Annotated in this window: 25 protein-coding genes; 16 read left to right on the top strand and 9 right to left on the bottom strand. The window is 52.6% G+C overall.

Going from position 1 to position 23955, the window contains the following annotated elements:
* Window positions 1-77: 77 nt before the first annotated feature.
* On the bottom strand, window positions 78-1820 hold the full coding sequence (locus tag Q5741_RS11155) for an ABC transporter substrate-binding protein (protein ID WP_305024166.1): 1743 nt from the start codon (window positions 1818-1820) through the stop codon (window positions 78-80).
* Between the two features lie 147 nt (window positions 1821-1967).
* Between Q5741_RS11155 and Q5741_RS11150 the strand changes: the two genes are divergently transcribed.
* The 4 genes from Q5741_RS11150 (at window position 1968) to Q5741_RS11135 (ending at window position 4109) form a co-directional block, all read left to right on the top strand.
* Window positions 1968-2339 (top strand): hypothetical protein, encoded by a 372-nt coding sequence (locus Q5741_RS11150; protein WP_305024165.1) that lies wholly within the window; start codon window positions 1968-1970, stop codon window positions 2337-2339.
* 11 nt (window positions 2340-2350) lie between these two features.
* Window positions 2351-3097 (top strand): DUF4153 domain-containing protein, encoded by a 747-nt coding sequence (locus Q5741_RS11145; protein ID WP_305024164.1) that lies wholly within the window; start codon window positions 2351-2353, stop codon window positions 3095-3097.
* Complete coding sequence (locus Q5741_RS11140) at window positions 3094-3489, top strand: DUF4153 domain-containing protein (protein WP_305024163.1); 396 nt, start codon at window positions 3094-3096, stop codon at window positions 3487-3489. Before Q5741_RS11145 ends, Q5741_RS11140 begins: the two co-directional genes overlap by 4 nt.
* 71 nt (window positions 3490-3560) lie before the next feature.
* Window positions 3561-4109, top strand: a complete 549-nt coding sequence (locus Q5741_RS11135; protein WP_305024162.1) for a GNAT family N-acetyltransferase — start codon at window positions 3561-3563, stop codon at window positions 4107-4109.
* A 65-nt stretch (window positions 4110-4174) separates the two neighbouring features.
* On the opposite strand, the gene Q5741_RS11130 is transcribed toward Q5741_RS11135, so the two are convergent.
* The gene (locus Q5741_RS11130; RefSeq protein WP_305024161.1) at window positions 4175-5407 is read right to left on the bottom strand and encodes a CynX/NimT family MFS transporter; all 1233 of its coding nucleotides are present in this window, start codon (window positions 5405-5407) and stop codon (window positions 4175-4177) included.
* 328 nt (window positions 5408-5735) lie between these two features.
* Here Q5741_RS11130 and Q5741_RS11125 point away from each other — a divergent pair, with 328 nt between their 5' ends.
* The 4 genes from Q5741_RS11125 (at window position 5736) to Q5741_RS11110 (ending at window position 10496) form a co-directional block, all read left to right on the top strand.
* Entirely contained in the window at window positions 5736-6572 is an 837-nt protein-coding gene (locus Q5741_RS11125; RefSeq protein WP_305024314.1) for a YitT family protein, read from the top strand.
* Between the two features lie 239 nt (window positions 6573-6811).
* Window positions 6812-7966, top strand: coding sequence for an RCC1 domain-containing protein (locus Q5741_RS11120; protein ID WP_305024160.1), 1155 nt, complete (start codon window positions 6812-6814; stop codon window positions 7964-7966).
* Between the two features lie 204 nt (window positions 7967-8170).
* Complete coding sequence (locus Q5741_RS11115; protein ID WP_305024159.1) at window positions 8171-9181, top strand: GNAT family N-acetyltransferase; 1011 nt, start codon at window positions 8171-8173, stop codon at window positions 9179-9181.
* A gap of 202 nt (window positions 9182-9383) precedes the next feature.
* A complete protein-coding gene (locus Q5741_RS11110; RefSeq protein WP_305024158.1) occupies window positions 9384-10496 on the top strand; it encodes a YhcN/YlaJ family sporulation lipoprotein in 1113 nt (370 codons plus the stop codon).
* Between the two features lie 96 nt (window positions 10497-10592).
* Here Q5741_RS11110 and Q5741_RS11105 read toward each other — a convergent pair whose 3' ends face one another.
* The 4 genes from Q5741_RS11105 to Q5741_RS11090 form a co-directional block, all read right to left on the bottom strand.
* Window positions 10593-10955 (bottom strand): hypothetical protein, encoded by a 363-nt coding sequence (locus Q5741_RS11105; RefSeq protein WP_305024157.1) that lies wholly within the window; start codon window positions 10953-10955, stop codon window positions 10593-10595.
* 322 nt (window positions 10956-11277) lie between these two features.
* Window positions 11278-12465, bottom strand: coding sequence for an N-acetylglucosamine-6-phosphate deacetylase (gene nagA / locus Q5741_RS11100; RefSeq protein WP_305024156.1), 1188 nt, complete (start codon window positions 12463-12465; stop codon window positions 11278-11280).
* Complete coding sequence (gene nagB, locus Q5741_RS11095; RefSeq protein WP_305024155.1) at window positions 12462-13190, bottom strand: glucosamine-6-phosphate deaminase; 729 nt, start codon at window positions 13188-13190, stop codon at window positions 12462-12464. Before nagB ends, nagA begins: the two co-directional genes overlap by 4 nt.
* A gap of 4 nt (window positions 13191-13194) precedes the next feature.
* Window positions 13195-14055 carry a MurR/RpiR family transcriptional regulator gene (locus Q5741_RS11090; protein WP_305024154.1) on the bottom strand — a complete coding sequence of 287 codons (861 nt, stop codon included), beginning with the start codon at window positions 14053-14055 and terminating at the stop codon, window positions 13195-13197.
* 261 nt (window positions 14056-14316) lie between these two features.
* Between Q5741_RS11090 and Q5741_RS11085 the strand changes: the two genes are divergently transcribed.
* Window positions 14317-15666, top strand: coding sequence for a DUF2252 domain-containing protein (locus Q5741_RS11085; RefSeq protein ID WP_305024153.1), 1350 nt, complete (start codon window positions 14317-14319; stop codon window positions 15664-15666).
* 47 nt (window positions 15667-15713) lie between these two features.
* Window positions 15714-16214, top strand: coding sequence for a GNAT family N-acetyltransferase (locus Q5741_RS11080; protein WP_305024152.1), 501 nt, complete (start codon window positions 15714-15716; stop codon window positions 16212-16214).
* A 92-nt stretch (window positions 16215-16306) separates the two neighbouring features.
* Here Q5741_RS11080 and Q5741_RS11075 read toward each other — a convergent pair whose 3' ends face one another.
* Window positions 16307-17158: an NAD(P)H-binding protein gene (locus Q5741_RS11075; protein ID WP_305024151.1), complete on the bottom strand. Its 852-nt coding sequence runs from the start codon at window positions 17156-17158 to the stop codon at window positions 16307-16309.
* Between the two features lie 142 nt (window positions 17159-17300).
* Window positions 17301-17603 (bottom strand): Dabb family protein, encoded by a 303-nt coding sequence (locus Q5741_RS11070; RefSeq protein WP_305024150.1) that lies wholly within the window; start codon window positions 17601-17603, stop codon window positions 17301-17303.
* Between the two features lie 182 nt (window positions 17604-17785).
* Here Q5741_RS11070 and Q5741_RS11065 point away from each other — a divergent pair, with 182 nt between their 5' ends.
* The 5 genes from Q5741_RS11065 to Q5741_RS11045 all read left to right on the top strand — a co-directional run bounded on the left by Q5741_RS11065 (window position 17786) and on the right by Q5741_RS11045 (window position 22919).
* Window positions 17786-19843 carry a methyl-accepting chemotaxis protein gene (locus Q5741_RS11065; protein WP_305024149.1) on the top strand — a complete coding sequence of 686 codons (2058 nt, stop codon included), beginning with the start codon at window positions 17786-17788 and terminating at the stop codon, window positions 19841-19843.
* A gap of 229 nt (window positions 19844-20072) precedes the next feature.
* Entirely contained in the window at window positions 20073-20297 is a 225-nt protein-coding gene (locus Q5741_RS11060; protein WP_305024148.1) for a helix-turn-helix domain-containing protein, read from the top strand.
* A gap of 252 nt (window positions 20298-20549) precedes the next feature.
* Window positions 20550-21803: a stalk domain-containing protein gene (locus Q5741_RS11055; RefSeq protein ID WP_407074348.1), complete on the top strand. Its 1254-nt coding sequence runs from the start codon at window positions 20550-20552 to the stop codon at window positions 21801-21803.
* Window positions 21804-21806: 3 nt separating this feature from the next.
* The gene (locus Q5741_RS11050) at window positions 21807-21932 is read left to right on the top strand and encodes a hypothetical protein (RefSeq protein WP_305024147.1); all 126 of its coding nucleotides are present in this window, start codon (window positions 21807-21809) and stop codon (window positions 21930-21932) included.
* 114 nt (window positions 21933-22046) lie between these two features.
* Entirely contained in the window at window positions 22047-22919 is an 873-nt protein-coding gene (locus tag Q5741_RS11045; RefSeq protein WP_305024146.1) for an SGNH/GDSL hydrolase family protein, read from the top strand.
* Between the two features lie 144 nt (window positions 22920-23063).
* Here Q5741_RS11045 and Q5741_RS11040 read toward each other — a convergent pair whose 3' ends face one another.
* Entirely contained in the window at window positions 23064-23351 is a 288-nt protein-coding gene (locus Q5741_RS11040; RefSeq protein WP_305024145.1) for a hypothetical protein, read from the bottom strand.
* Window positions 23352-23568: 217 nt separating this feature from the next.
* Between Q5741_RS11040 and Q5741_RS11035 the strand changes: the two genes are divergently transcribed.
* On the top strand, window positions 23569-23919 hold the full coding sequence (locus Q5741_RS11035; protein WP_305024144.1) for a hypothetical protein: 351 nt from the start codon (window positions 23569-23571) through the stop codon (window positions 23917-23919).
* Window positions 23920-23955: the final 36 nt, after the last annotated feature.

Below are 23955 nucleotides of genomic sequence, written 5' to 3'. Positions count from 1 at the left end.
TCGTGATTATCATATTTTTCCATACCTTCATAGGTTAACCATAAAAAGTTGCTGCCAAACGGGACTATTCTCCTCTTCTACCTCTTGGGCGGGAACCAGATATGGCGTAGATCGACCCAGCCCTGGCTGTTAAAGCTGACACCGCGTACAGAAGGCAGATAGGCAGTCTGAACGGGCCGTTCATACAAAATATGAAGCTGATGCGCCTGGATCAGGCGCTCCTCGATCTGGAGGAAGCAGTCCGTGCGGGCGGCTTCCTCGTACGTCTGGGCAGCCTGGCGAAGCAGGCGCTCAATATCAATCCGGCTGTGGGGCTCGACGTGTCCGGCTAATGTTTCGTACAGATCATACTGACGCAGGTGCATATCCTGATCCCGAATCAGCGAGAAGAGGATCAGATCCGCTTCCATCCGGCTGGAACCCTTGAATGCCTCGACGGACAGCACGTTAAGTCGGCACGAGCAGCCGTTACGCTCCAGCAGGTCCGCCAGAGTGCGGGCTTCCTGCCGATACTGCGGGATGGTGGCCAAGGTCAGCTCCACCGGTAATGGCAGGCTTCCCGATGAACCCGGCTTTATATTATCGCGGAAGGCAGCATCAGAGTCCCTGTTGAAACGGTCCATCTCCAGCATACGGCAGATGGATGCCCGGATGGCCGTGTCCTGAAGCGGGCCTGTCTTTTGCGTATTGAAGGTAATGAATTTACGTACATAGGATCCAGACTGGATATGTGAGCCGGACGAGTTTCCTCCGGATGAGGACGTAGTTCCGGGAGTCGTCGGATGATGAATGATATGGAAGGGAGACGTCTGATCCGGACTATCCTCCTCATCGCTGCCAAGATTCCAGGGAAGCTGAACAATCTCGACCCTGTCCAGCTGGGCACGTCCGCGAAAATACTGGCGGAACACTTCCAGTACACAGAGTCCCTGATCGGAATCAGCCAGCTTGAAGGGACCCGTTCCAACTGGTGATCGTGCGAATACCGCCGGAGGATGATGATCCAGTTCACGCGGTACGATGACCGCACGGCTGGTGCAGAGAAATGGAAGGAACAATTCGTTCGGCTCCTTCAGTGTAAATTCAACCTCCGACGGGCCGGATGCCTGAACGGACAAGATGTTGCGGACGATAAAGCTGTACAGCATGCGGCCGGATGACTGCATCAGCCGTCTAATGCTGAAGACGACATCATCGGCTGCCAGCAGCTTTCCGTTGTGAAAGAAAACTTCCTTGCGCAGAACGAAGGACCAGCGGGTGCGGTCCTCACTGATCTCCCAGCCAAGTGCCAAATGAGGCAGGATTCGTCCGCATTCATCACGGCGGACCAGCCCGTCGAAGATGTGGCTCGTTACGAACGATTCGGCAAGCAGGTTGATCGACAGCGGATCAAACGTGTGCAGCTGCTGCCGGAGCGGGATGCGGAGCGTATCGACCTGGCTCTGACCTTCTCCCCGAGTCGTATGATGGCCGAAATACTGCAGCAGCCATCCCTGCAGATGCTCCTGCATGGAGGCCGAACGCGCATATGTCCGGATGTCATCTACGGCCTGCTTGATCTCCCTTCTCTCCACAGCCTGGATCATGGATTCCGCAGCAACCTCACCCGGCCCGATCAGAAACGTCAGCTGCGAGCGGCGTCCCCGTCCCCGTCTGGCCTGCCAGGAGATCCAGCCCCGGCTCTCCATTTTGCGGATAATCATAAGCGCATTACGCTGTGTGCAGTCCAGAACGCCGGCAATCTCGCCCAGCGTCACAGACAGCTCGTCCGTTCCTGCATGCAGCTGATACAGCTTCAGAAACTGGTTGTGTATCTTCATAGTCCTGCTCCTCTATACCGAAACTATAAATTTTAAAACCGGAAATTTCGTATGGAATTATTTCGCTTTATCTTCTTATTTTAACAGATACAATGAACCTGACTCTAGAAATGCAAACCAAGTAAACGAAGTGGAGGTAGCAGTGTTATGTCTGAAGAAGTTCAAGCACGCCCGTCTGTGAAGGTGCTGGGTACCGCCATGCTGCTGGCTTGTGCGCATCAGTATCTGTTTTACGGGCATCAGCCGGGCGTATCCGTAATTTTGTTCGTTGTCTTGTTTTATTCCTACATATATTTGTTCTCTCGCCCGCGGCTGAAGCCCCGCCTGTGGAGTCCTTTTAATCTGCTGATCCTGCCCGTTGTCCTGCTGCTGTCACTGCGATATGCATTATTCGATGCTTCTATGTTCTCAGCCCTGAATCTGTTGCTGATTCCGGTTATGATCTCGGCCCAGCTGGTGTATCTCTTGGGTGAGAGGAAAGGCGGGCTGAGTCTCATTGGGGTACGGCGTTCGGGTTAATACGGGACCAGTTGGGACGTCAACCTCAGGCTGGCCGGTATACGGTCCTTCGAAAGATCGCCGCCGGCCTGGTTATTGCAATTCCATTTCTAGCCATCGTCATTACACTGCTGGTCTCTGCCGATGGCAACTTCGGCCGCGTCCTGTCTTTGATTCCGCGCCACCTGACCGGTCTGTCTTTCGGTTCGGTCCTGGCCCGGCTGCTCTGGATTTTGATCGCAGGGCTGTGTCTTGCAGCATTTCTCTGGGGATTGCTGCAGCCGAAGAGATTTACGTTTGCAGAGGAATTGTGGAATGAAGGAAGGACCTCACCGCCCACTGGGGAGAATGTGAAGGCAGAGGGGAAGGATTATAGCCAGCGTTCTGATTTTGCTATTGATCCGGTCATCATGCTTACGCTTCTGGTTATGGTGAATGCCGTCTATATCCTGTTTGTCGTTATTCAATTCAGTTACTTTTTCGGGGCATGGGAAGGCCTTCTTCCCAAGGATATGACCTATGCAGCCTATGCACGCAAAGGGTTCTTCGAACTGATCCTGGTCAGCTCGCTCAATTTCACCCTGCTCCTAATCACGCTTCGTTATGCTCTGGACCATGCACGCCTCGTGCTGCAGCGGTTGAATCAGTTCATGCTCTTCATTCTTGCCGGCTGTTCCGGTGTGATGCTGTTCTCCGCTTATATGAAACTGGCTATGTATGAAGAGGCATACGGCTACACGTATACACGTATACACGTTTCCTGGTGCATGCCTTTATGATCTATCTGGCAGTGATGCTCCTGATTACCGGCGTACGTATCGCTGTAACCCGTCTTCCGCTGGCTCCGTGCTTTATGCTTGTTAGTCTTGCAGCCTATATGGTCATCAATTATGTATCCTGGGATGCCTGGGTGGTAAGAGCAAATGTTGAGCGTTATCAGGTGAACCGTACCCTGGATCCGGCTTATCTGGTTGAACTGTCCGCAGATGCTGTGCCTGAGCTGGTGAAGCTGGTCGAGAATGACGGCAGCCCTTACATTCATAACGCATTCAATAAGAAGCTGGAGCAAAAACTAGATGAGATTAGACAGGAAAATACAGGCTGGCCGTCGTTCAATGTATCGAGGTTCCGGGCACAGCAGTCGCTTGAGGCCTATGTACAGCAGCGTTAGCAGCTAAGATTGACATGCTCCGCTCCCTGTTGCTAGGATTACTCTAGCAGAAGGAACGGGGAGGAAATAATATGACGGCTATAGAGATCAGGGAGAAACAAGTTCAGGAAGGGATCGAGGCTGTACCGGCTTCCCAGGAGGATCAGGATCAGGTAAGGGACTTACTGCTGGACACGGCGCGCTGGCTGCAAAGCACAGGTTCTACCCAATGGAGCAATCTGTTGAAAGGCGAAGACAGTCATGATACTCCGGCTGCGATACGCAGGGAGGAGGTTATCTTGTTCAGGGATCAGATCAGCGGCGAACTGGCGGGAATGGTGATTCTTCAGCAGCAGCCGAGCGACTGGGACCGGAGGCTGTGGAAGGTCGAGCATCCCGAAGAGGATACAGCGGTATATCTGCATCGTCTGGCAGTGAACCGGAATTATGCAAGGTCCGGCCTGGGCCGCAATATATTGAAGTGGGCACAGAGCCATGTTCATTATACGGGAAAGGACCGGCTGCGTCTGGACTGCGGCCATACCAACGAGAAGCTGAATCACCTGTACCAGAGCTGCGGTTTTATGTTCATGGGAGAAGAAGACGACTTCAGTCTGTATGAGTATTCGCTAAAAAGCTGAACTTTCTAATAGGATGTCAAAAGGGTTCCCCCGTTCGCGCGAGCGAGCAGGGGAACCCTTTTGGTTCAGGAGACGTAACGGCTGCGTCCGGCAAGGTATCCGGCCAGCATCAGGATGACACTGGCTGTGCCGAGCAGCAGCAGCGGAGTTAACCAATGATGCGTAAGGTCGTGCAGATAACCGACCAGCAGCGGACCGCAGGCGGCCAGCAGATAACCGACGGACTGAGCCATACCGGACAGCTCGGCCGCTTCCAGGGAGGAGCGGGTCCGCTGGCTGAACAGCATCATGGCAACACTGAAGGAGAAGCCCCCGCCTATACCGAGCGACACGGCCCACAGCACAGCCCACTGGCTGAGTTCGAGACTGAGACCCAGAATGCCGATGAGGAAGGCCGCAGCTCCAATGATGGCGAGCAGACGCTGGCTCTGCATCCGTCCGGCCCAGATCGGGACGATGAATGCAAAGGGCAGGGAGACCAGCTGCATGACAGACAGCATGTAGCCTGCCGTATCACTGGAGAGCCCCTGTTCGATCAGCACAGCGGGCAGCCAGGTAATCAGGGAGTAGAAAATAACAGATTGAAAGCCCATGAACAGGGTAACCTGCCAGGCCAGGGCAGAACGCCACAGACTAGTCCGACGGGCATCTGCACGATGAACAGCAGCCTGGGGCGGCCGGCTGCCTTTGAGCTGCGGCAGCCACAGCACCAGTGCGACTGCTGACAGGATTGCCCATATGCCGAGCGAGCTTTTCCAGCCCAGTCCGGCGCGGACCGCCAGCGGAACGCTGATGCCCGAAGCCACTGCGGCGCAGAGATTCATGGACGCGGAATAGACGCCGGTCATTACGCCAATCCGGCTCGGAAAGCGCTGCTTGATCAGGCTTGGGAGCAGCACATTACAGACGGAGATGGCCAAGCCCAGCATACCGGTGCCTATGAACAGCGCAGCCGCACCTCCGGAAGAACGCAGCAGGACTCCGGCGGTCAGCAGGATCATTGCGCCGAAGAGCACGGCAGGAATACCATACCGCTTGGCTAACTTCGGTGCGAAGGGAGACATCAGGGCAAACGCCAGCAGCGGCAGTGTGGTAATCATGCCTGCGGCAGTATTGGAGATCCCCAGTTCTCCAGCGATATCGGCGAGCAGGGGGCCGGCTGATGTGAGCGGTGCCCGCATGGTTGTGGCAACAAGGATAATCCCGAGGATCAGCAGCCATCCGGCGGCGGCCGCCCGGTTCTGTATCAAGGGGGAATGACGGTCCGCAGACCGGGATTTCGAAGGGTCAGTAAGCATGTAGTGGTTCCTCCATCATAGAATCGTAGTGCATTTGCATGGAAGATGTTGACCTTCGCGTGCCTTTCGTACTGTAACATAGTCCGCAGTATCTGTCATTAATCTGACATTGCTATTCTGCTGTTATTTTCAATACTGCACTCTGTTAAACTGCTAGCATATTAGCGGACTCGCTTGAGAACTTTGCGATTCCGTGATTAGATGAGAAAGGCCCAAAGGTTAACGGAATTTCAACAGCTCTGAAAGCTGGCTGCAAAGAATGACAGATACAGGATCAGCATGCCTGAAGGCCTGGGTGAATGCTTATTTGAGGTGGCTGGGGATGAAAATGAAAAAAAGAACCATGGATATTTTCTTTATTATTGCAGGTGCATTTTTGTTTGCGATCGGCGTTAATCTATTCGTTATTCCTCATGACTTTGGAGAGGGCGGCGTAACCGGACTGACGATCATTTTATATTATCTGTTCGAATGGTCTCCAGGCTGGACGAATCTGATTATTAACGCATTCCTGCTCTTGATCGGATATAAATTTCTGGACAAAAATTCAGTGGCTTACACAATTGTGGCAGTCGCTGCGAATTCCTTTTTCCTTCATCTCACATCGGGCTGGTCGCTCGGGTCAGATGAAATGATGGTAAACGCTATTTTTGGCGGACTTGTGATCGGGGGCGGCATCGGCATGATTGTGAGGGTCGGCGGAACGACGGCCGGAACCGTCATTCTGGCACGGATTGCGAATAAGTATCTGGATTGGAATATCAGCTATGCGCTGCTGTTCTTCGACCTGGTGGTGGCTGGTGCCTCCATCTTCATTATTGGGGCGGAGAAGCTGATGTTCACAATTATTATGCTCTTTGTGGGTACCAAAACAATGGATTTTATTATCGAAGGCATCAATCCGAAAAAGGCAGTTACGATTATCTCCAAACATCAGGATACCATCGCCGAGAAGGTGAATGTGGTGATGGATCGCGGTGTTACCGTACTGTCCGGCCACGGATATTACACGAAGACGCCTGCAGAAGTACTGTACATTGTCATCAACAAGCAGGAAGTGTCGATGCTGAAGAAAATTGTCAAAGCAACGGACAAAGACGCCTTTGTTACGATCCACGATGTGAATGATGTGTTCGGCAAAGGATTTATTGATATATCAAAATAGAAGCATAAGCCAAGCATCTCTGAACCGTTGTGCCGGTTAGGGGTGCTTTTTTCCTATATTCGTTGTTAAGCGTATCCAGACAGGCTCTAATAACCTGAAACAGGAATTGATTATATCTGACTATTTCGAATCGGGGAGCGCATACATAGAATGAGATACAGCAGCATGTACAATCCGGAATGTTGAAAAATGCTGCGGAACTCTGGAGCGATCCGGTTATGAAAGGGAGGGATTCGATCATGAAGCGTTCACTGCAATCCGGACTGGTACTGATATTTCTGCTTCTGATGTTCACCGGTGAGGAAGCGGAAGCTGGACCGGCACGGGTGTTTGCCGATCAGGGAGCAGGCGGCACGCATACACTGATGCTCTATAGCAATGGCACCGTATGGGCAATGGGAACCAACAACTTTGGTCAACTGGGAGATGGAAGCACGTCTAATCGTATCTATCCGACACAGGTCCGGAGCCTCAGCAGTATCATAGCTGTCAGTTCGGGAACGAATTTCTCACTGGCTCTACGAAGTGATGGTACCGTCTGGGGCTGGGGTGACAACAGCTCCGGCCAGCTGGGTGATGGTACTCGGACGAAAAGACTGACACCGGTACAAGTCAAGGGAATAACACAGGTTATCGCGATCAGCTCCGGTACGAGTCAGAGTCTAGCGCTCCGCAGGGATGGGACTGTATGGGCGTGGGGCGGCAACAGCTCGGGTGAACTGGGGGACGGGACAGGTCTGATGCAGCTGTCGCCCGTAAAAGTGAGCGGACTCTCAGGGGTCAAGCTGATCTCCTGTGGCAATTATCATGGGACTGCTGTCAAAAATGATGGAACGGTATGGGCGTGGGGCAGCAATATATTCGGCCAGCTGGGTGACGGAACGACGATGAAATCGCTCGTTCCGAAGAAGGTGAATGGACTGTCACAGATTAAAGCAGTCTCTTCCGGGATCGGGCACACCCTGGCCCTGCGTTCCGACGGCATCGTCATGGCATGGGGAGACAACAGCGCCGGAGAGCTGGGCGACGGCACGACGGTCAAACGCAGAACAGTGGTGCAGGTTAGGGGCCTAACCCAGGTTAAGGCCATCGGGGCCGGCGGTTACGGCTCTCATGCGCTGAAGAGTGACGGCACACTCTGGTCTTGGGGCAATAACGGTTCCGGTCAGCTGGGACTGGGCGCACAGGCGGCAGCCGAGATCATGCTGCCTCGCCAGATTGGCTCCGGCTTCATGGCGATCAGCGTCGAAACGAACCATGCCTTCGGCCTTGCACAGGACCACAAAGTCTGGGGCTGGGGTAAAAATGAATTCGGGCAGCTGGGCGACGGTACCTATCAGTACAATTATAAACCGGAAGTGATCCGGACCCTCCCGCCGATTCAATACCCTTGAAGGACGGCCTTGTCCGAGCAGGCTATCAGGAACGATGAAGTGAGCGGATGCCCTTAAAAGGCATCCGCTCTGCCTTTTGTAGTCGAATCCGGGTCTGGCAGGTATACTTGATAGATCAGCGCAAGGGCTGCTGAAGGGCTATACATACATATATTTATCCGGAATAACGGGAAAGGTTGGAGATGTATGATACATATCCGGGAAATGAAAAAAGATGAAGCCGAGCTGATCCGGCAGATTGACCGTTCGGAGGAAATCGAGTCTGTGTATTTAATGCGGGGCGATCAGCTAATTCAGGAGCAGGCAGGTCATGAGACGCCAGGCTGGAGCGAAGCGGAACAGAATCAAATGATCAGCCGTTTTCGTGAGGTGCTGGAGCATGGGGGACACGCTTACGGGGCCTTTGATGGTGTTGTCCTTGCAGGCTTTGGTCTGCTGGCTGCAGATTGGCGCGGGAAGGACCACGATCATTTGCAGGTGGATCTGATGTACGTGTCCCGAAATTACCGCCGCAGAGCTATTGGCCGCAGACTGATGGGCTGTCTCAAAAGAGAGGCGGTATCCCGAGGGGCGCGTTATTTGTACATTTCTTCTACGGAAACCCAATCAGCAGTACATTTCTATCAGAGCAGCGGGAGCCGTCTCGCGGAGTATAGGGATCCGGATCTGTATGAACTTGAGCCGCTCGATATTCATATGACGATCGAGCTGGCCCAACCCGTACAAGGCAGGTTATATGATCTGGTTCCGATGACACGCAGTTATGCAGAAGCCATCGGGACCTGGATATATCCGCCCCCATATTCGATGTATACGATAGGGAGCGGAGCGGAGGAGCTGGCTGAAATGCTGACCGGCGATTACCGTGCTGCCCTTGACCGGTCGGGGGAGCTGATAGGTTATATTTGCACCGGGTCTGCTGCACGTGTACCCGGCGGGTACAGCAGAGGCCTGTATCATGATGATTGGCTGGACCTCGGGCTTGGCCTGCGGCCGGATCTCACAGGAATGGGGTGGGGGACAGGCTACGTGGAGGAAGCCGTCGTTTATGCTATGAGCGGCGGACCCAGAAAGGGCCTGCAGCTTGCGGTTGCAGCCTTCAATGAGCGTGCGATTCAAACCTATGAGCGCAGCGGATTCCGTTATGTGGAGGAGTTTATGAGCCGCGGTCCTGCAGGTGATATCCCGTTTGTGCATATGCGCAGACGGGTTTAATTCAAGTTGAAGGGTTTCACTCTTTATGGAGGACGGCTGTGCAGCTGTCCTCTTTTTATCATCTGTCTGATCCATAGAGATGCCCTGCAATAAGGTGAAATCCTCCAAGCACCCCATATCCTTTCTGAATAGCGGCCCCGGCCTGAGCGCACTCTATTCCTGTCACCTGAACTCATTCAAATACAAATTGGAGGATGATTCGATGCCAGGAATTAAAGGATCGAAAGTGCTCAGCCTGTCTCTCTCCGCAGCCATGATGGTCAGCATGCTTGGTTTGGCGGGCTGTGGCGACCGGGATAACGGCAACCGTAATGTACGTACCAATAGTGTACGTGACGGCGTAAACGGCGGTATGGAAGGCGGACTTAACCGCTATGGCGTTTTGTCCAACGGTACCGATGGCACGAATCTGCGCGGTGAAGGTGCCGGGATGACCCACAATATGCGCGTGGACCGTCGACTGTCCCAACGGATTTCGGAAATGACGGATGTGGATACCGCTCATGTTGTCATTGATGGCCGTAATGCTTATGTGGCTGTAACGACACCGGGCAGCAAGTCCAAAGCCAATACCTATGGAGCTAAAAGCTTTGGTGCTAACGAACGCACTCGTGATATGGGCGGAACTCGCGTTCATGGAATGACAGGTACGCGTGCACCTTACACCACGAGTGGAACTGCGCCTGGGATTACAGGTAACGGCACACGTGATCTGCCTAGCCGTGTAACGGATAACGGACCAAGTGACCGTGACCGCGGTCTCTACGGTACGCTGGGTACAGGTTCGTATGGCATGGTTCGCGGCTTGACCAATGCGACCCGCGATGTTGGACGAGGCGTTGGCGATATTGCAAGAGGTGCTGGTGACGTTGTCAGAGGAACCGGCAACACACTGGAGCGTGGAGCGGAAAACCTGACCGGCCGTACAACGGCTCCGACGCACAATATGGCTCCGTCAAACCGTACGGCTCCATCCAGTAACGTGGTTGGCAGCCCGAATGACACTCTTCCTAGCGCACTTAAGCATAAAATCTCCAATAAAGTGAAGCAGTATGCACCTTCTGTAGAACGCGTGTATATTTCAACTCATCCGGAGTTTGTGAACCGTCTCTCTACGTACAGTAACGGTAACGGCAGCATGATTAACGAAGCCGGCAGTGATTTTACTAACTTTATGGACCGGATTTTCCCAGGCAGCCGTCAATCGCTGACAGGCCGTCCAGCAAATCCGGCCGGTTATGGTCCGATGAACGGAACCACAAATAATACCGGCCGTAACGGCAGTATGACTGCTCCATCTGGTATGCAGCGTTAAATCAACCAACAAGCAGAGAGCATTCGTGGCATACACCAGGCTCTCTGCTTGTTTCATTCACCGGAAAGACTAAAAGGTTCCGGTGTACATAAATGATTATTTTTTTATTCCCAGCTCTCTCGTCGTATCATATTGGATGATATAAGGGGAAGCCGTGTGAGTCAGCCCGACGGTTGAATCTGCAGATGTCACAGTCCCGCTTACCATAAACTCATTCAATCCCTCAACAGGTCCCTCAATAACGTACGAATCCGATTTTCCAGTAGGAAGACGGCAGGAATAGGAACCATCCGAAGATTGCAGGTTGGTTCTTTTCGCAATGCGAGACTGCGTAATTTGTTCAGGAGCCGTGGTCATCCCGTCAGAACGAACACAAGCAGGCATTCTGCTTAATTCACTCCATTCATTCTTGGCCAGCAGCCTTTGATAAATAATTTGCTGGGAACCGGATTTAAACATAAAATCAACGGGTTCATTGCCCTCATTATATATGTTTACAATGCTGTACAGTTTATTGGCGAGAACAGCGTAATGTTCTATCCTTATTGACGCAGAACTATCCGGAAAATAAAGAAACTGACTCCTGCGATCCTGATTCAGCGATGCTTTTTCCGTTAAAGGGACCTCGGAGGAGGTGCTTTTGTTAGGTTCAGCCGGCCTTGCCTTTTGCATGGCAGGCGATGAAATAAGGATTGAGGAGGTATCGGTATTCCACTAAACCTCATAACCAAGATTTTCGCTAACCGAACGTAAAGGAAGATAAGCCCGGTTCCTCAGTTTACTACTTCAACTTTTGTATCCCCTTCACCCAGACCCCCTGCAGCTCCAGCTGCTCATCCAGCAGCAGCAGATCTGCCTGCTTGCCGGCCTCCAATGAACCGGTCCGGTGGTCGATGCCCAGCAGCCGGGCAGGGGTACCGCTGGCTGCATGAGAAGCCTCCTCTATACTTAACCCTACGGTTTGTACGAGATAACGAAAACCGCGGATCATCGTCAGCGTACTGCCGGCAAGGGTTTTGCCATCCTCCAGGCGGGCAACTCCGTCATGTACAAGGACCGGCAGATCCCCAAGTGTATAAGGCCCATCTTCCAGTCCTGCGGCAGATATGGCATCCGTGATCAGAACCAGGTTGTTTTCCTGTTTGATTTTTGCCAGAATCTGAATAGCCGCCGGGTGGACATGGATACCGTCTGCGATGATCTCCGCACTGATGCGGCTGTCTCCCAGTACGGCGCCTACGGCGCCAGGCTGACGGTGATGGAGCGGCGTCATCGCGTTAAAGGTGTGCACGGCGTGGTGCAGACCGGCTTCCACCGCGCGTTCAACCTCCTCGTAAGCTGCATTCGTATGTCCTAATGCCGCAATAATCTGATGCTGCTTAAGCCAGGCGATAACTTCCAGTGCGCCTTCCCGCTCTGGAGCCAGGGTAAGCTGCCGGATCAGGCCGGGGTACTGCTGCTCCCATGACTCGAGCCAACTGGTAGTCGGTGCCGCGATATGCGCCGGATTCTGGGCTCCGCTCCATAACGGACTGATAAAGGGGCCTTCCAGATGTACGCCTTCAAGCGCGGCATAAGGCATTTCCTTCTGCATGTAGGCGTGGACATGGTCAAGCACCTCACTCAGACGATCCCTAGGTGCAGTTACCGTCGTAGCCAGCATAGCGGTTGTACCCTGGGAGCAGTGGAAGGAAGTAATGGCATCCAGAACATGAGGGGCAGCATCCATAAAGTCATAACCGCTGCCGCCATGTACGTGAATATCGATAAATCCGGGTATCAAAGTACCCCCGGTCAGCGTCACCTGGGAGGCAGGCAGGCCCGCATACACGCCTGGCAGTTCATCTTCGGCGCCGACAAAGACGAGCTTACCGTCTTCGATCAGAAGTGCACCTTGGTTAATGAACCCTGACGGTGCAAGAACTCTTCCCAGCAGCAGCTGCGTGTCATTAGATGGCTCTTGGCTCATTGAAACAACCTCCCCGCTGCCTGATCGAGCAGGACAATGGTATTGGGATGGCACTGCAGCAGCGAAGCGGGGCATTGAGTCGTGATGGGCCCGCGGAAGGCGCGGTGAACGATCTCTGCTTTTTCCTCGCCGCGGGCAACCAGCACGATCTGGCGGGCCTTAAGAATTGTACCGATCCCCATGGTGATCGCCTGTCTTGGCACGTTATCCATGGATGGGAAGAAACGGGCGTTGGCTTGCCGGGTCTGCTCCTGCAGATCAACGACATGGGTTCTTCCGGTCAGATGATCTCCCGGTTCATTGAAGCCGATATGCCCGTTATGTCCGATGCCCAGCAGCTGAAGATCCACCGGGCCTTTCTCTTCCAGCAGCTGCTCGTACCCTTCACACTCAGCCTCCAGATCCACAGCGCTGCCTTTGGGCACGAACGTATTTTCCCGGGAAATATCGATATGTGAGAACAGCTGCTGATCCATAAAAGACCGATAGCTCTCGGGATGGCCTTCTTCCAGCCCTACATATTCGTCCAGATTAACGGAAGAGGCGCGCGAGAAGCTGACCATTCCCTGCCGGTGCAGTTGGATCAGATGACGGTAAATACCAACGGGTGAACTGCCTGTTGCAAGCCCTAATGTGGCACGAGGATGTGCCTGCAGCAGACTGACAATCAGGCCGGCACCGGCTGCATTCAGATCTTCTTCCTTCTCAAAAGTCCATACGTTCATACGTTCATCTTCCTCTCTGGCGTTTATTCATGCTCTGAACATGCTGGTAGGACTGCTCTAACTTGGGGGTGTATTCATCGAATCGGGCACTGACCATGCTGGTGAACAGAATGTCGATCACATGAAGCTGGGCGATCCGGGAAGCCATATCCCCGCGCCGCATTCCTTCCTCCAGCGAAGAGGAGAAGAGGGCGATATCCGCCAGGCCTGCAAGCGGATTGGAGCCATAAGAAGTCAGCGACAGGGTAAAAGCGCCATTTCGCTTGGCATATGTCAGTGCCTCAATGGTCTCTGGGGTTTCACCGGAATAGGAGATGGCCATGGCCACATCACCAGACCCCAGTGCGGAAGCGGAGGTGATCTGCATATGGGGGTCGGACTGTGCCAGACTGTATTTGCCGATCCGGACCAGCTTCTGGCTGAAATCCTGAGCGACAATGGACGAAGTCGCCATACCATATAGATCAATCCGCCGGCTGTCGCACAGTATTTGAACGGCACGCTGAAGCTTCTCCATGTCGAGCAGGCGGGTCGTATCTGTGATGGAGGCCAAGTGATTGGCTTCAATGGCAGATGCAATATCTGACAGCGAGTTACCGGCAACGATATCCTGGTAGGTGGCTGTGCCTGCGGGCTGTGCGAGCTCGGCAGCCAGGCTGATTTTGAAATCGGGATAGCCCTTGAAATGCAGCGACTTGCTGAAACGTGTGACCGTAGCAGGACTAATGCCGCACGATTCAGCCAGCTCCCTGATTCCCAGACGCGTTACCTCGGCGGGAGCATTCAGGATGGTGCGGGCCAGCTTCTGCTCCTGAATGGAGAGCCGGTCCAGTTGACGGCTGATATTCTGAAGAATAGTGGACATGAGCACAACCTCTTTCGATCATTCAGTTTAGAATTCGATATCATAGAAAAATATTTTCTTATAAATATACTTTATGGTAAAAATTATTTTCACACTGATCTTAAACCAATTCCGAGCCCCATTTCAAGAGGGAAAACGGCCAAATGGGAAATTGTATCCGGTTCCCGCATGGCCTACAATGTAGACAATAGCAGGTGTGCTCTTGTAACCATCAACCTGAATCATCATCAGCTGCTGTACCTTTCCAAGGAGATGAGAAGCATGGATATCAGAGTAACCGAGCAGGTCACACGTACCCGGAGCCGGCTGCGCAGGCAGCAGCTGCGGGCGATATTTGAGGAATTTGACGGCAAGCTGATGAAGCTGGACCGGGAAGCCAGAGTGGAAAAGTATCGCATAATGGCGCAAAGCCCGTTCTCTTTTTACCGCGGGAGCGCCTATTTGTTTTATTTTGACGTCACACAGGAATGGTTCCCGTTCCATACGACGGCCGGACGGCCCACCTGGATTCAGGGTGACTTGCATTTCGAGAATTTCGGGGCGTTTCGGACGCGTACAGGCGGCATTCAGTATGATGTGAACGATTTTGACGAAGGATATCTGGGTTCCTATCTGTATGATCTGCTGCGGATGGCGGTCAGCATTGCTCTAGTGGGAGATATGAAGGGGATGTCTGCAGAGGAGCAGGAGAAGCTTGTGCATATTTATATCAAAGCATACAGCAAACAGATCCGGCGTTTTGCCAAAGGGGAAGACGATCCCGCCTCCTTCCTCATGAATGAGGAGCGGGCGAAAGGGCCGGTGAAAAGGCTGCTGCGCAAGCTGCACAAGAGGCAGGAGGGACATCTGCTGGAGAAAATAACAGCCGTCATGCTGGACAGCACCCGGCAGTTTCAGGACACGGACGAACTGGTCGAACCGACTCCGGAGGAGCGCGAACAGCTGCTGGCCGCCTGGCCCGGTTATGTTGAATCTATAGCAGATCACAGCCGTTGGACGCCGGAGCATTATACGATCAAGGACATTGCTGTCAAACGCGGCTCGGGTACCGCCTCTATCGGATTAAACCGCTATTATGTATTGATTGAGGCGGATGCGGCAGTAGAAGGGGAAGGGCCGGAGGATATCGTTCTGGAGGTCAAAGAAGTCCGCGTCCCGGTGCCTGCGTATTTCATGCCGTTCAGCGAATCGTTCTGGGGAGCCTTCGGCCATCAGGGAAAACGCGTCGTACAGACACAGCAGGCGATGCATCACGCGGCGGATCCGTACCTGGGCTGCTTGACGATCGGAGGCCGCGATTACTATGTCCGGGAGCGGTCCCCTTATAAGAAAAGGCTGCGGTTGGACAGCCTGGAAGCAGCGGCCGATCTGGGCTCTGTGCTGAAGACGATGGGACGGATCACGGCCAAAATTCATGCCCGGGCCGACAAGGATCTGGAGGATGGCATGCTGTCCTATCACAGTGAACGGGAAATCCTGTATGCGATGGGACCGGATGAGGAGTCCTTTTGTCATTATGTGGCCGGCTGGGCCTTATCGTATGCGGACGTGGTCAAGGAAGATTACCGGCTGTTCATGGAGTGGTCGCAGAGACGGCGGGCGCAGAAGTAACGGGTATCACTAACATGAACGATTAGAAGAAACAGCAGGAGGCCAAGATGGATATTCGAATATTAGTACCTCAAGACGCAGAGATTTACCGTAAACTTCGGCTGGAGGCGCTGCGCACCCATCCCGAAGCTTATGGTTCGAGTGCGGAAGAGGAAGGCGCCATGCCCTCAGAGGCGTTCGAACAGCGCCTGGCGGGAGGGGACGCTTTGACTTTCGGAGCGTGGGAGAACGGGGAGTTAATCGGCATTACAACCCTGGTGCGTGAATCGAGCATGAAAATGCGGCATCGGTGCAATATTTATGCAGTGTATGTTTCATCTGCTCACAGGGGAAAAGGCATCGCCCGTCTGCTGATGAATGCAGTCATTGAGCAGGCCAGGGCTTATGAAGGGACAGAACAGATTTATCTGACGGTGGTGTCTGCCAATGAACCGGCGAAACGTCTCTACCAGTCGCTAGGTTTCCGTACATACGGAACGGATCTGCGTGCATTGAAGATCGGGAATACGTATGTAGATGAGGAAATGATGGTCTTGCAGCTGCAGTAAAGGAAGTTGGTCAAATCATAATATTTAAAATAACGGCGGTCTGTCTGGCAAGAACCAGGACAGACCGCCGTTTATTTGTTTGACAAAGATAATTATTTGCCGATGATGGACTGAATGACTTCACGCAAAGGAAGCAGCGGTCTTCCCAGCAGCTGTTCCATCGTACTGCTCTCGTAGGCCAGTGCGCCTTCACGAATGGCTTCCTGCATACCGACAACCATATCTACAGTGGCCTCAGGCAGTCCGGCACCGCGCAGCATATTGGCGTAAGCCGCATCATCCACGTTCTGTACCGGAATATCCCGGCTGAGCACTTCGCCCGTTATCGCGGCCAGATCTGCTTGTGTACGCAGCGGTCCGGAGAGTTCGTAGATGGTATTCTCATGGCCTTGTCCAGCAATCACAGCCGCAGCAGCCTGTGCATAATCCGCTCTGGCTGCCCAGCCGATCTTCGCGCTGCCGTTGGCATGTACCCAGGGGGCACCTTGGGCGGCGGCCAGGATCGTTCCAGCTTCGTTCTCGACGTACCAGTTGTTGCGGAGGAACGAGTAGGGAATGCCGCTCTTCAGAATGGCTTCTTCGGTAGCGCGGTGGTCGACTCCAAGGGAGAGTGTGCTCTCTGGAGCATGGTTCAGACTGGTGTATGCGATAAAACGGACACCAGCTTGCCGGGCAGCGGTAACAGCCGCCTGATGCATGTCGATCCGGTTGCCGCTGTCAGACGAGATCAGAAGCAGACGATCGATGCCCGCAAAGGCAGCGGTTAATGTCTCCGGCCGGGTGAAGTCACCGTAACGGACATCGACACCCTGTGCCTCTAGATAGGCGGCCTTCTCCGGATTACGGACGCTGACAGCCAGATCAGCAGCTGGAGCCTTCTTCAGTAGTGCTTCAACGACAAGGGAACCCAGATGGCCGGTTGCACCGGTAACCAAAATTTTCATATATAAACCCTCCTTAGCAGATCAATTGCTTATGTAACAATATTAGTTACAGGTTTGCCTCTTGTCAATTACGCTACCCAAAAATCCCCTGCATGAATGAGAGAGTCTCAAGCTCACACAGGGGATACCGGGAAGAAGCAGGTTATAGCGTAGGGTAATCAACCACAACAACTTCCTCCAGGACACCGTCAAGGGACGCCACGAATGCCTGATGCAGCGGATGCGGACCATAGGCCCGCAGTGAATCCAAATCCTCGAAAGTTACCCGAAGTCCCAACGTAAAGCCGCGGATGTTCTGGACCTCCTCGGTAACATTGACACCGGCGCTCATGTCGATGATGCCGGGAATCTGTCCGCGGAAGGACAGCAGCTGATCCTGCAGTGCCTGCTGTTTCTCAGGTGTAATCTGTTGATTAAATTTAAAGATCACCAGATGCTCGTACATAGGGGGATACCTCCTTTTTTTCATAGTATAAGGGAGATTCTTAGTGGGAGGAAAATGAAATTCTGAAAGCTCACTGTGCTGATAACTTAATTTATCCAGCAAACTAACCGATATTTACTCAGTAAACGGCCGACAAGACTCCTGATCATACGGTGATTGGGCAACAAGAAGGGAGCACTATTGTGACAATAACAAAAGCAAAATTCAAACCATCTCGGCGAAAAGAAAGGATCCAAGAAGGAACGAAACGCTCATTATCCATCCGCAGCCGGTTGATCTATTCCTTTCTCACCATTCTTCTCATCCCGACGATTTTGATCTCCTGGACCTCCTTCCAGACAGCCAAGGAGAAGATCGATCAGCAGATGATTGCTGCAGCTGAAGAGAATGTGGACCGGCTCAATAATATTATTAATGAATATGTATCTGCCAAATTCCAGGAAGTTGCCTGGCTGGGGCGTCTGACGGATCTTTCGAATGTTACACCGTTGAACGGCTCAAACGTCGGGGACAGTGCTCCTGTCAGAACAATCCTGGATTCTTTTATGCAGGCACACCCTGAAGTGGAACTCGCTTATGTGGGGACTGAGTCAGGATTATATATGAACTCTCCCTCTACCTTTGCAAATCCGGCAGATTATGACCCCAGAGTCCGCGAATGGTATACTTCAGCGATGAAGACAGCAGGAGATGTTATCATAACCTCCCCTTACGTGTCGAAGGCTACCGGAAACCTGGTTGTCACCGTCGCCAGAACGACGGAAGACGGGCATGGTGTGGCCGCCATCAACGTGAAGGTGAACAAAATCAGTGAAATCACCCAAAAAGTCAAAATTGGCTCCGAGGGATATGCTTATATTATGGACGCCAACAAAAATTTTGTGTCCCATCCGACCAAAGAGGCTGGTACGAAGGCGCCGGATAATGTGCAGAATAATAATCTTTACAAGAGTGACAGCGGCTATTTTGATTACCTTTATGAGAATAAAGATATGAAGAAGATGGCTTTCACGACCAACAAGCTGACGCATTGGAAAATTGCAGGAACGATGTATCAGGATGAAGTAACCCAACAGGCGGCACCTATTTTGAGAATCACGCTGATTGTGCTGATTGCTTCCATGATAATCGGAGGTCTCCTTGTTCTGTGGATTCTCACGTCCATTCTCAAGCCGCTGAAGCGCCTGCATACCGTTTCCGGGCGAATCAGCGAAGGCGATCTGACCGAACGTGTTCAGAATATCGGTTCGGACGAGCTTGGCCGATTGGGGATATCATTTAATAACATGGCGGATTCTCTTCAACAGATTATTGAGAAGGTTGGAGACACGACAGACCAGCTGGCTTCTTCAGCGGAAGAGATGGCTGCAAGTGCGGATCAAAGCTCCAAGTCGAGCGAGCAGTCTGCAGAATCTATCCAGCAGGTTGCACACGGTGCAGCTGAACAGGTTCGTTCCATTCGTTCAACAAGTCAAGAGATGGATGGCATGATTGAACAGCTGGGTACGGTGTCCCGTCATGCAGGAGAAGTTGTCCTGTCATCTGCGGAGACAAGTGCCCGTGCTCAACAGGGGAACGAGACGGCTCAGACGGCTGTGCTGCAGATGAATTCCATTGGCAGCAAGGTGGAGAATCTGGCCAAAGACATTGAAGGTTTCCGTGAGCGGTCCCTTCAGGTCGTTCAGATTGTAGAGGTGATTACCGGTATTGCCTCACAGACGAATCTGTTGGCCCTGAACGCTTCAATAGAAGCTGCCCGCGCGGGTGAGTATGGTGCAGGATTTGCCGTAGTCGCCTCTGAAATCCGTAAGCTTGCGGAGCAGTCCAACCAATCGGCTCTGCAGATTACGGAGCTGGTCCGTGCGATTGAACAGGAGGCTGCTGCTGCCGCTGTCTCGATGGACGCTGTATATCATGAAGTCCGGGAAGGCATAGGGATGGTCGATGAGACGGGCAAAGTGTTCGGAGAGATCTATTCGTCGATCGAGGAAGTCGTTCAGCAGATTCAGTCCGTATCGGTATCTTCGGATACCATGTCCCGGAATGCAGGCAAGGTGCTGGCCGATATGGCTGACGTAACGCAAATCTCCGAAGAGGCTTCGGTCAGCATTCAGGATGTGGTGGCAGGTACGGAAGAGCAGCTGGCCGCGATCCAGGAGATTGCCGCTTCAGCTCAGCATCTCTCAGGTATGGCCGAAGAGCTGCAGACGGCCGTGGAGAAATTTAAGATTAAGAACTGATACTCAGGTTTTGGACCGAAGAACCGTCACTTGGTGGCGGTTTTTTTGGTGCATATCTTAAAGTGCTGTATAGCGCTTTCGTTTTCGTTTGGTCAAGTATGCGGACCGCCTATGCATGCAAGCCCATTTTTATGCCTGCACCGAACCAACCCAACACAGCTGACATACTATGATTTGACTGTATCCCTAACTTGTTACATCACATAAACCCGGGCAAGGAGGGGTGACTTTGAAGGGTAGCGACCATAAGAACAAATTTTTGTTAACCCATCGAGAACGTGAAGTATTTGAACTGCTGGTGCAGGACAAAACAACACGCGATATCGCCGGGCAGCTGTTCATCAGCGAGAAGACGGTGCGAAATCACATCTCTAACGTGATGCAGAAGCTGAATGTAAAGGGTCGTTCGCAGGCAGTTGTCGAGCTGATTAAGCTCGGGGAGTTAAAAATCTGACGGAGCTTCGTTCCCGCGGGGCCTCGGAGCCTTCTTGCTCCTTTCACACTGAAAGGAGTTCAAAGAGGGCTTTTTATGCTGCAGATTGCTCTTGATGAGCCACTTCCAGTCCTATGATTGAATAGAAAAATATGAAAACCCTGTAACTCCTTGTGCACGGCAGACGTTTAGACTAGTATAAGTGCGCCTATGAATCTATCATTGCTCATGTTGCGTACGATCTAATCTTAGCGAGAAAAGGAGCTGCAATTGATGAAAACAATAACCAAACTTTTGCTATGCTGCTCTCTGCTTGCCGGTGGAGCTTCCATGTCTACAGGGACAAGTGTGGATGCAGCGGCAGCGGGGAAAGTCAGCATCCTGCTGGACGGATACCCGCTTCCGTTCCCGGTCCAGCCGGCTGTCATGAAGGGGACCACGATGGTGCCGTTCCGGGCGATCTCGGAGGCGCTGGGGATTATGGTGACCTGGAACCAGCAGCTGAAACAAATTACGGCAACCAAGAACGGAAACAGCGGAAGCCAGAAGGTCGTTCTGACCCTGGGCAGCAAGACCGCTCTCGTCAACGGGGTAAAGATACCGCTGGCGGCCGCTCCGCAGACGCTGTCCAACAGCACGATGATCCCGCTCAGCTTCTTCAGCCAGCAGTTTGGCGCCCAGGTGCAGTGGAATCAGGCGTCCAAGACGGTATCCATAACATCTCCGCGTGAAGATATGTATACGCTGGGGTTCTATGCTATTTCTTCGTATGATGAAAGTTCGTTGATGCCGGGATTTGATGCAGTCGCCTTCGGCTGGAGTCATATTGACGAGAACGGCCAATTTACAACTTCAGGCCCGGCGAACCAGTTCGGCTGGCCGCAGGCAGCGGGAGCCGTAACACCAGAATCTCTGGTACAGCAGACGAGCCAGATCGGTGACACGCCATACCTGATGGTATACGGGGTCGACGGCAAAGGGCAGCTGACCCAGAATATCGAGAATGAGCAGCTGCAGAAGGAGACGATATCGAAGATATCGGCACTAGCTACGGACAAAGGCTTCAAGGGTGTAGTTCTTGATCTGGAGGGTCTAGGGTTAACGGGAGACAAAGCCAAGGTGAAGGCTCAGTATAATACGTTTGTGAAAAATATAGCCTCCGAGCTGCATGCCAAGGGTCTTAAGCTGAGTGTGGCGGTACCGCCGCCGAATGGCGCTTACGGCGGTTATGATTACGGAACACTTGCGAAGCTGGCCGATGATCTGATCCTGATGGCATATGCCTATGGAGATCAGAAGAGCCCTGAGCCGGATGCCAAGGTGGATGAAGCTGTTCGTCTTGCACTGAAGCAGGCTTCCAGGGACAAGCTTGTACTGGGTATTTCCATGAGCAGCGAGAATGCCGATTCGGTTGACACGAAGATCGGGCTGGCCAAACGTTACGGTCTCAAAGGCATTGCCGTCTGGCGGCTGGGGATTATCGGTGCTGATTGGACGACAATGAACCAGAGTGTGAAGCTGGATTAACGTATGAAAGCTTTTCTCGCCAGGATCATCCGTTACCTCGGTGCTGCAGGCTTGAGTGTGCTGTTTGTATTCTATTTGCTGATGTTGTGTGCCGTGCTGATCCTGGCTTGGTACACCTTCTCTAATTGATAGATTCGCTGCAGAGGGACGGGATCCGCAAGATTTCAGCAAAAAAAGCCCCTTTGCAGTCCTCTGTCTATCATGATACGATTTGTATCATAAAGATAGGATAGGAGATTGATCATGAGAAGAAATTTCACAGGTATGGCGGCAGCGACGGTTGTGGGAGCTTTTGCACTTTTGGTCATCCTCTTTTTTGGCAGCAGGCATTGGGATACGGTATTAGCATCGAATGAAAAGCAGGGAGAACGGATGGCGGAGAAGGTGGATCAGAGTGAGGCGCAGCGAGTCGAGGCCAAGGTGGCCCGGTACAGCCCTGTCCATCAGCCGCGTTCTATTCTCGATGACTTGCACTACATGGCTGCATTGAAGGAAAAGAATCATGATGAGACGCCGATCCGGATCTCCACGCTGGGCAGCAGTGTAAGTGCAGGTGCGGGGGCCAGCAGCTTTGCTGCCTCTTGGGTGGGCCAGCTGCTGAATTATCTCCGTGTAGATCAGGGGCTGTTCAATACCGAGATTTATAGCAGCGGTTATGCCGGTTACAGCACATCTTCCCTGCTGGAGGAGAAGAAATATGAAGCCGTCATATCGCAGCAACCGCAGGTCGTCCTTCTGGAAACCTCACTGCAGAACGATCACAGTCAGGCTGTACCAGTGGAGACAAGCATGAGTAACATTAAGGCACTGGTTCAGATCCTGCACAGCAAGCTGCCTGAAGCTGAGATTGTTCTGTTGTCTGCCAACCCGAAAGGGGTTGAGAAGGACATCAGGAACAACATCGGATTAACGATGGACGATTACGCCGCGGCAGCGAAAAAACTGGCAGAAGCAAAAAAATGGAACTATATGGACGTATATGCCTATTACCGCTCGCAGTATAAGGACAACCTGGATACCATTCTTGTAGACGGTGTGAAGCCGAACGACAAGGGACATGTGGTCTGGTTCGAGGCCGTACGGCTGGGATTCGAGAAGAAGCGTGACGCTCATTAATTGCAACGTGAAAAATATAGAAGGGCTGTACCCCGGGCTGTGTCCATGAACCGATGGGGACAGCCTTTTTATAACGTGGCGCTTTGTATGATTCGATGTATGAAGGATGCACCATGGTTTTTGGTTCAGTAAGCAGGGGGCTGTTCATGCTTCATGCTTCATGCAGTGAAGCTGTCTAGAGCCGAGACGAGTAATGACGATCTTCAGCTCTGGAAACTGCTCGGCGATCAGATCGGCCGTATACCAGCTGGCAGAATTGATGGACACGGTATGAATGAATAACAGATGCGGCTGCGTGGTCTGCAGATGTGCCATTATGTCTGTGATGGAGGATGCTGCGCCGCTGACCTGAATATGGCCTGTGGCTTCAACAAGCCGAATCAGCTGTTCCGGACCCTGAATATCCGGGTACAGTACATTGGCGGTTATCATGTGTTTGTGACCCCCTGGTTCCTCATTGTCATCCAATAATTGTAACAGCCGGTTCTGAACGAATTCTGAACGAGTTCATGTAAGGGCTTAACAGCAATCTTTACATTTAAGTTAAATCATCCTGAAATATGCCGATTTAGCACCGGAATTGTGATAGAATGAGCTTAGACATGAGCAAAAGCCTAGTTTCTATTCCAGGCAAGAAAGGTGTTAATGCATGATATATATATCCATCCTGTTGGTCGCGCTGATTGCCTGTATGCCGTTATTGTTTATGGGCTTCCGCCGCAGGAATCATCCTGCCCAGGTGGTGTCAATGAAGAAATACAGCCGGCGCCGTGCTTCACGGCTCGCATCGTCCCGGGGCAGCCGCAATGACCTGCATATGGCAGGAGCCTCATCCGGTGCGGGATCAGGATCAACAGGCAGGGGTCATATACAGAAGTGTTCATACTGCAGGGAGGAGCATAAGCGTCTGACCTTCTATGCGGGAGAACAGGGCAGTGTTGCAGGGGTATGCAAGAACTGCAAGGTCATAGCGGAACGACAGGGCATGCTGCCTCTATAAATAATAAAAGCCTTCCTCCCGTCCTGCATTGCAGTA

Origin of the sequence: Paenibacillus lacisoli (assembly GCF_030580655.1) — a bacterium.
GTDB lineage: Bacteria > Bacillota > Bacilli > Paenibacillales > Paenibacillaceae > Paenibacillus > Paenibacillus lacisoli.
This window is presented reverse-complemented; position numbering and strand designations above follow the sequence as displayed.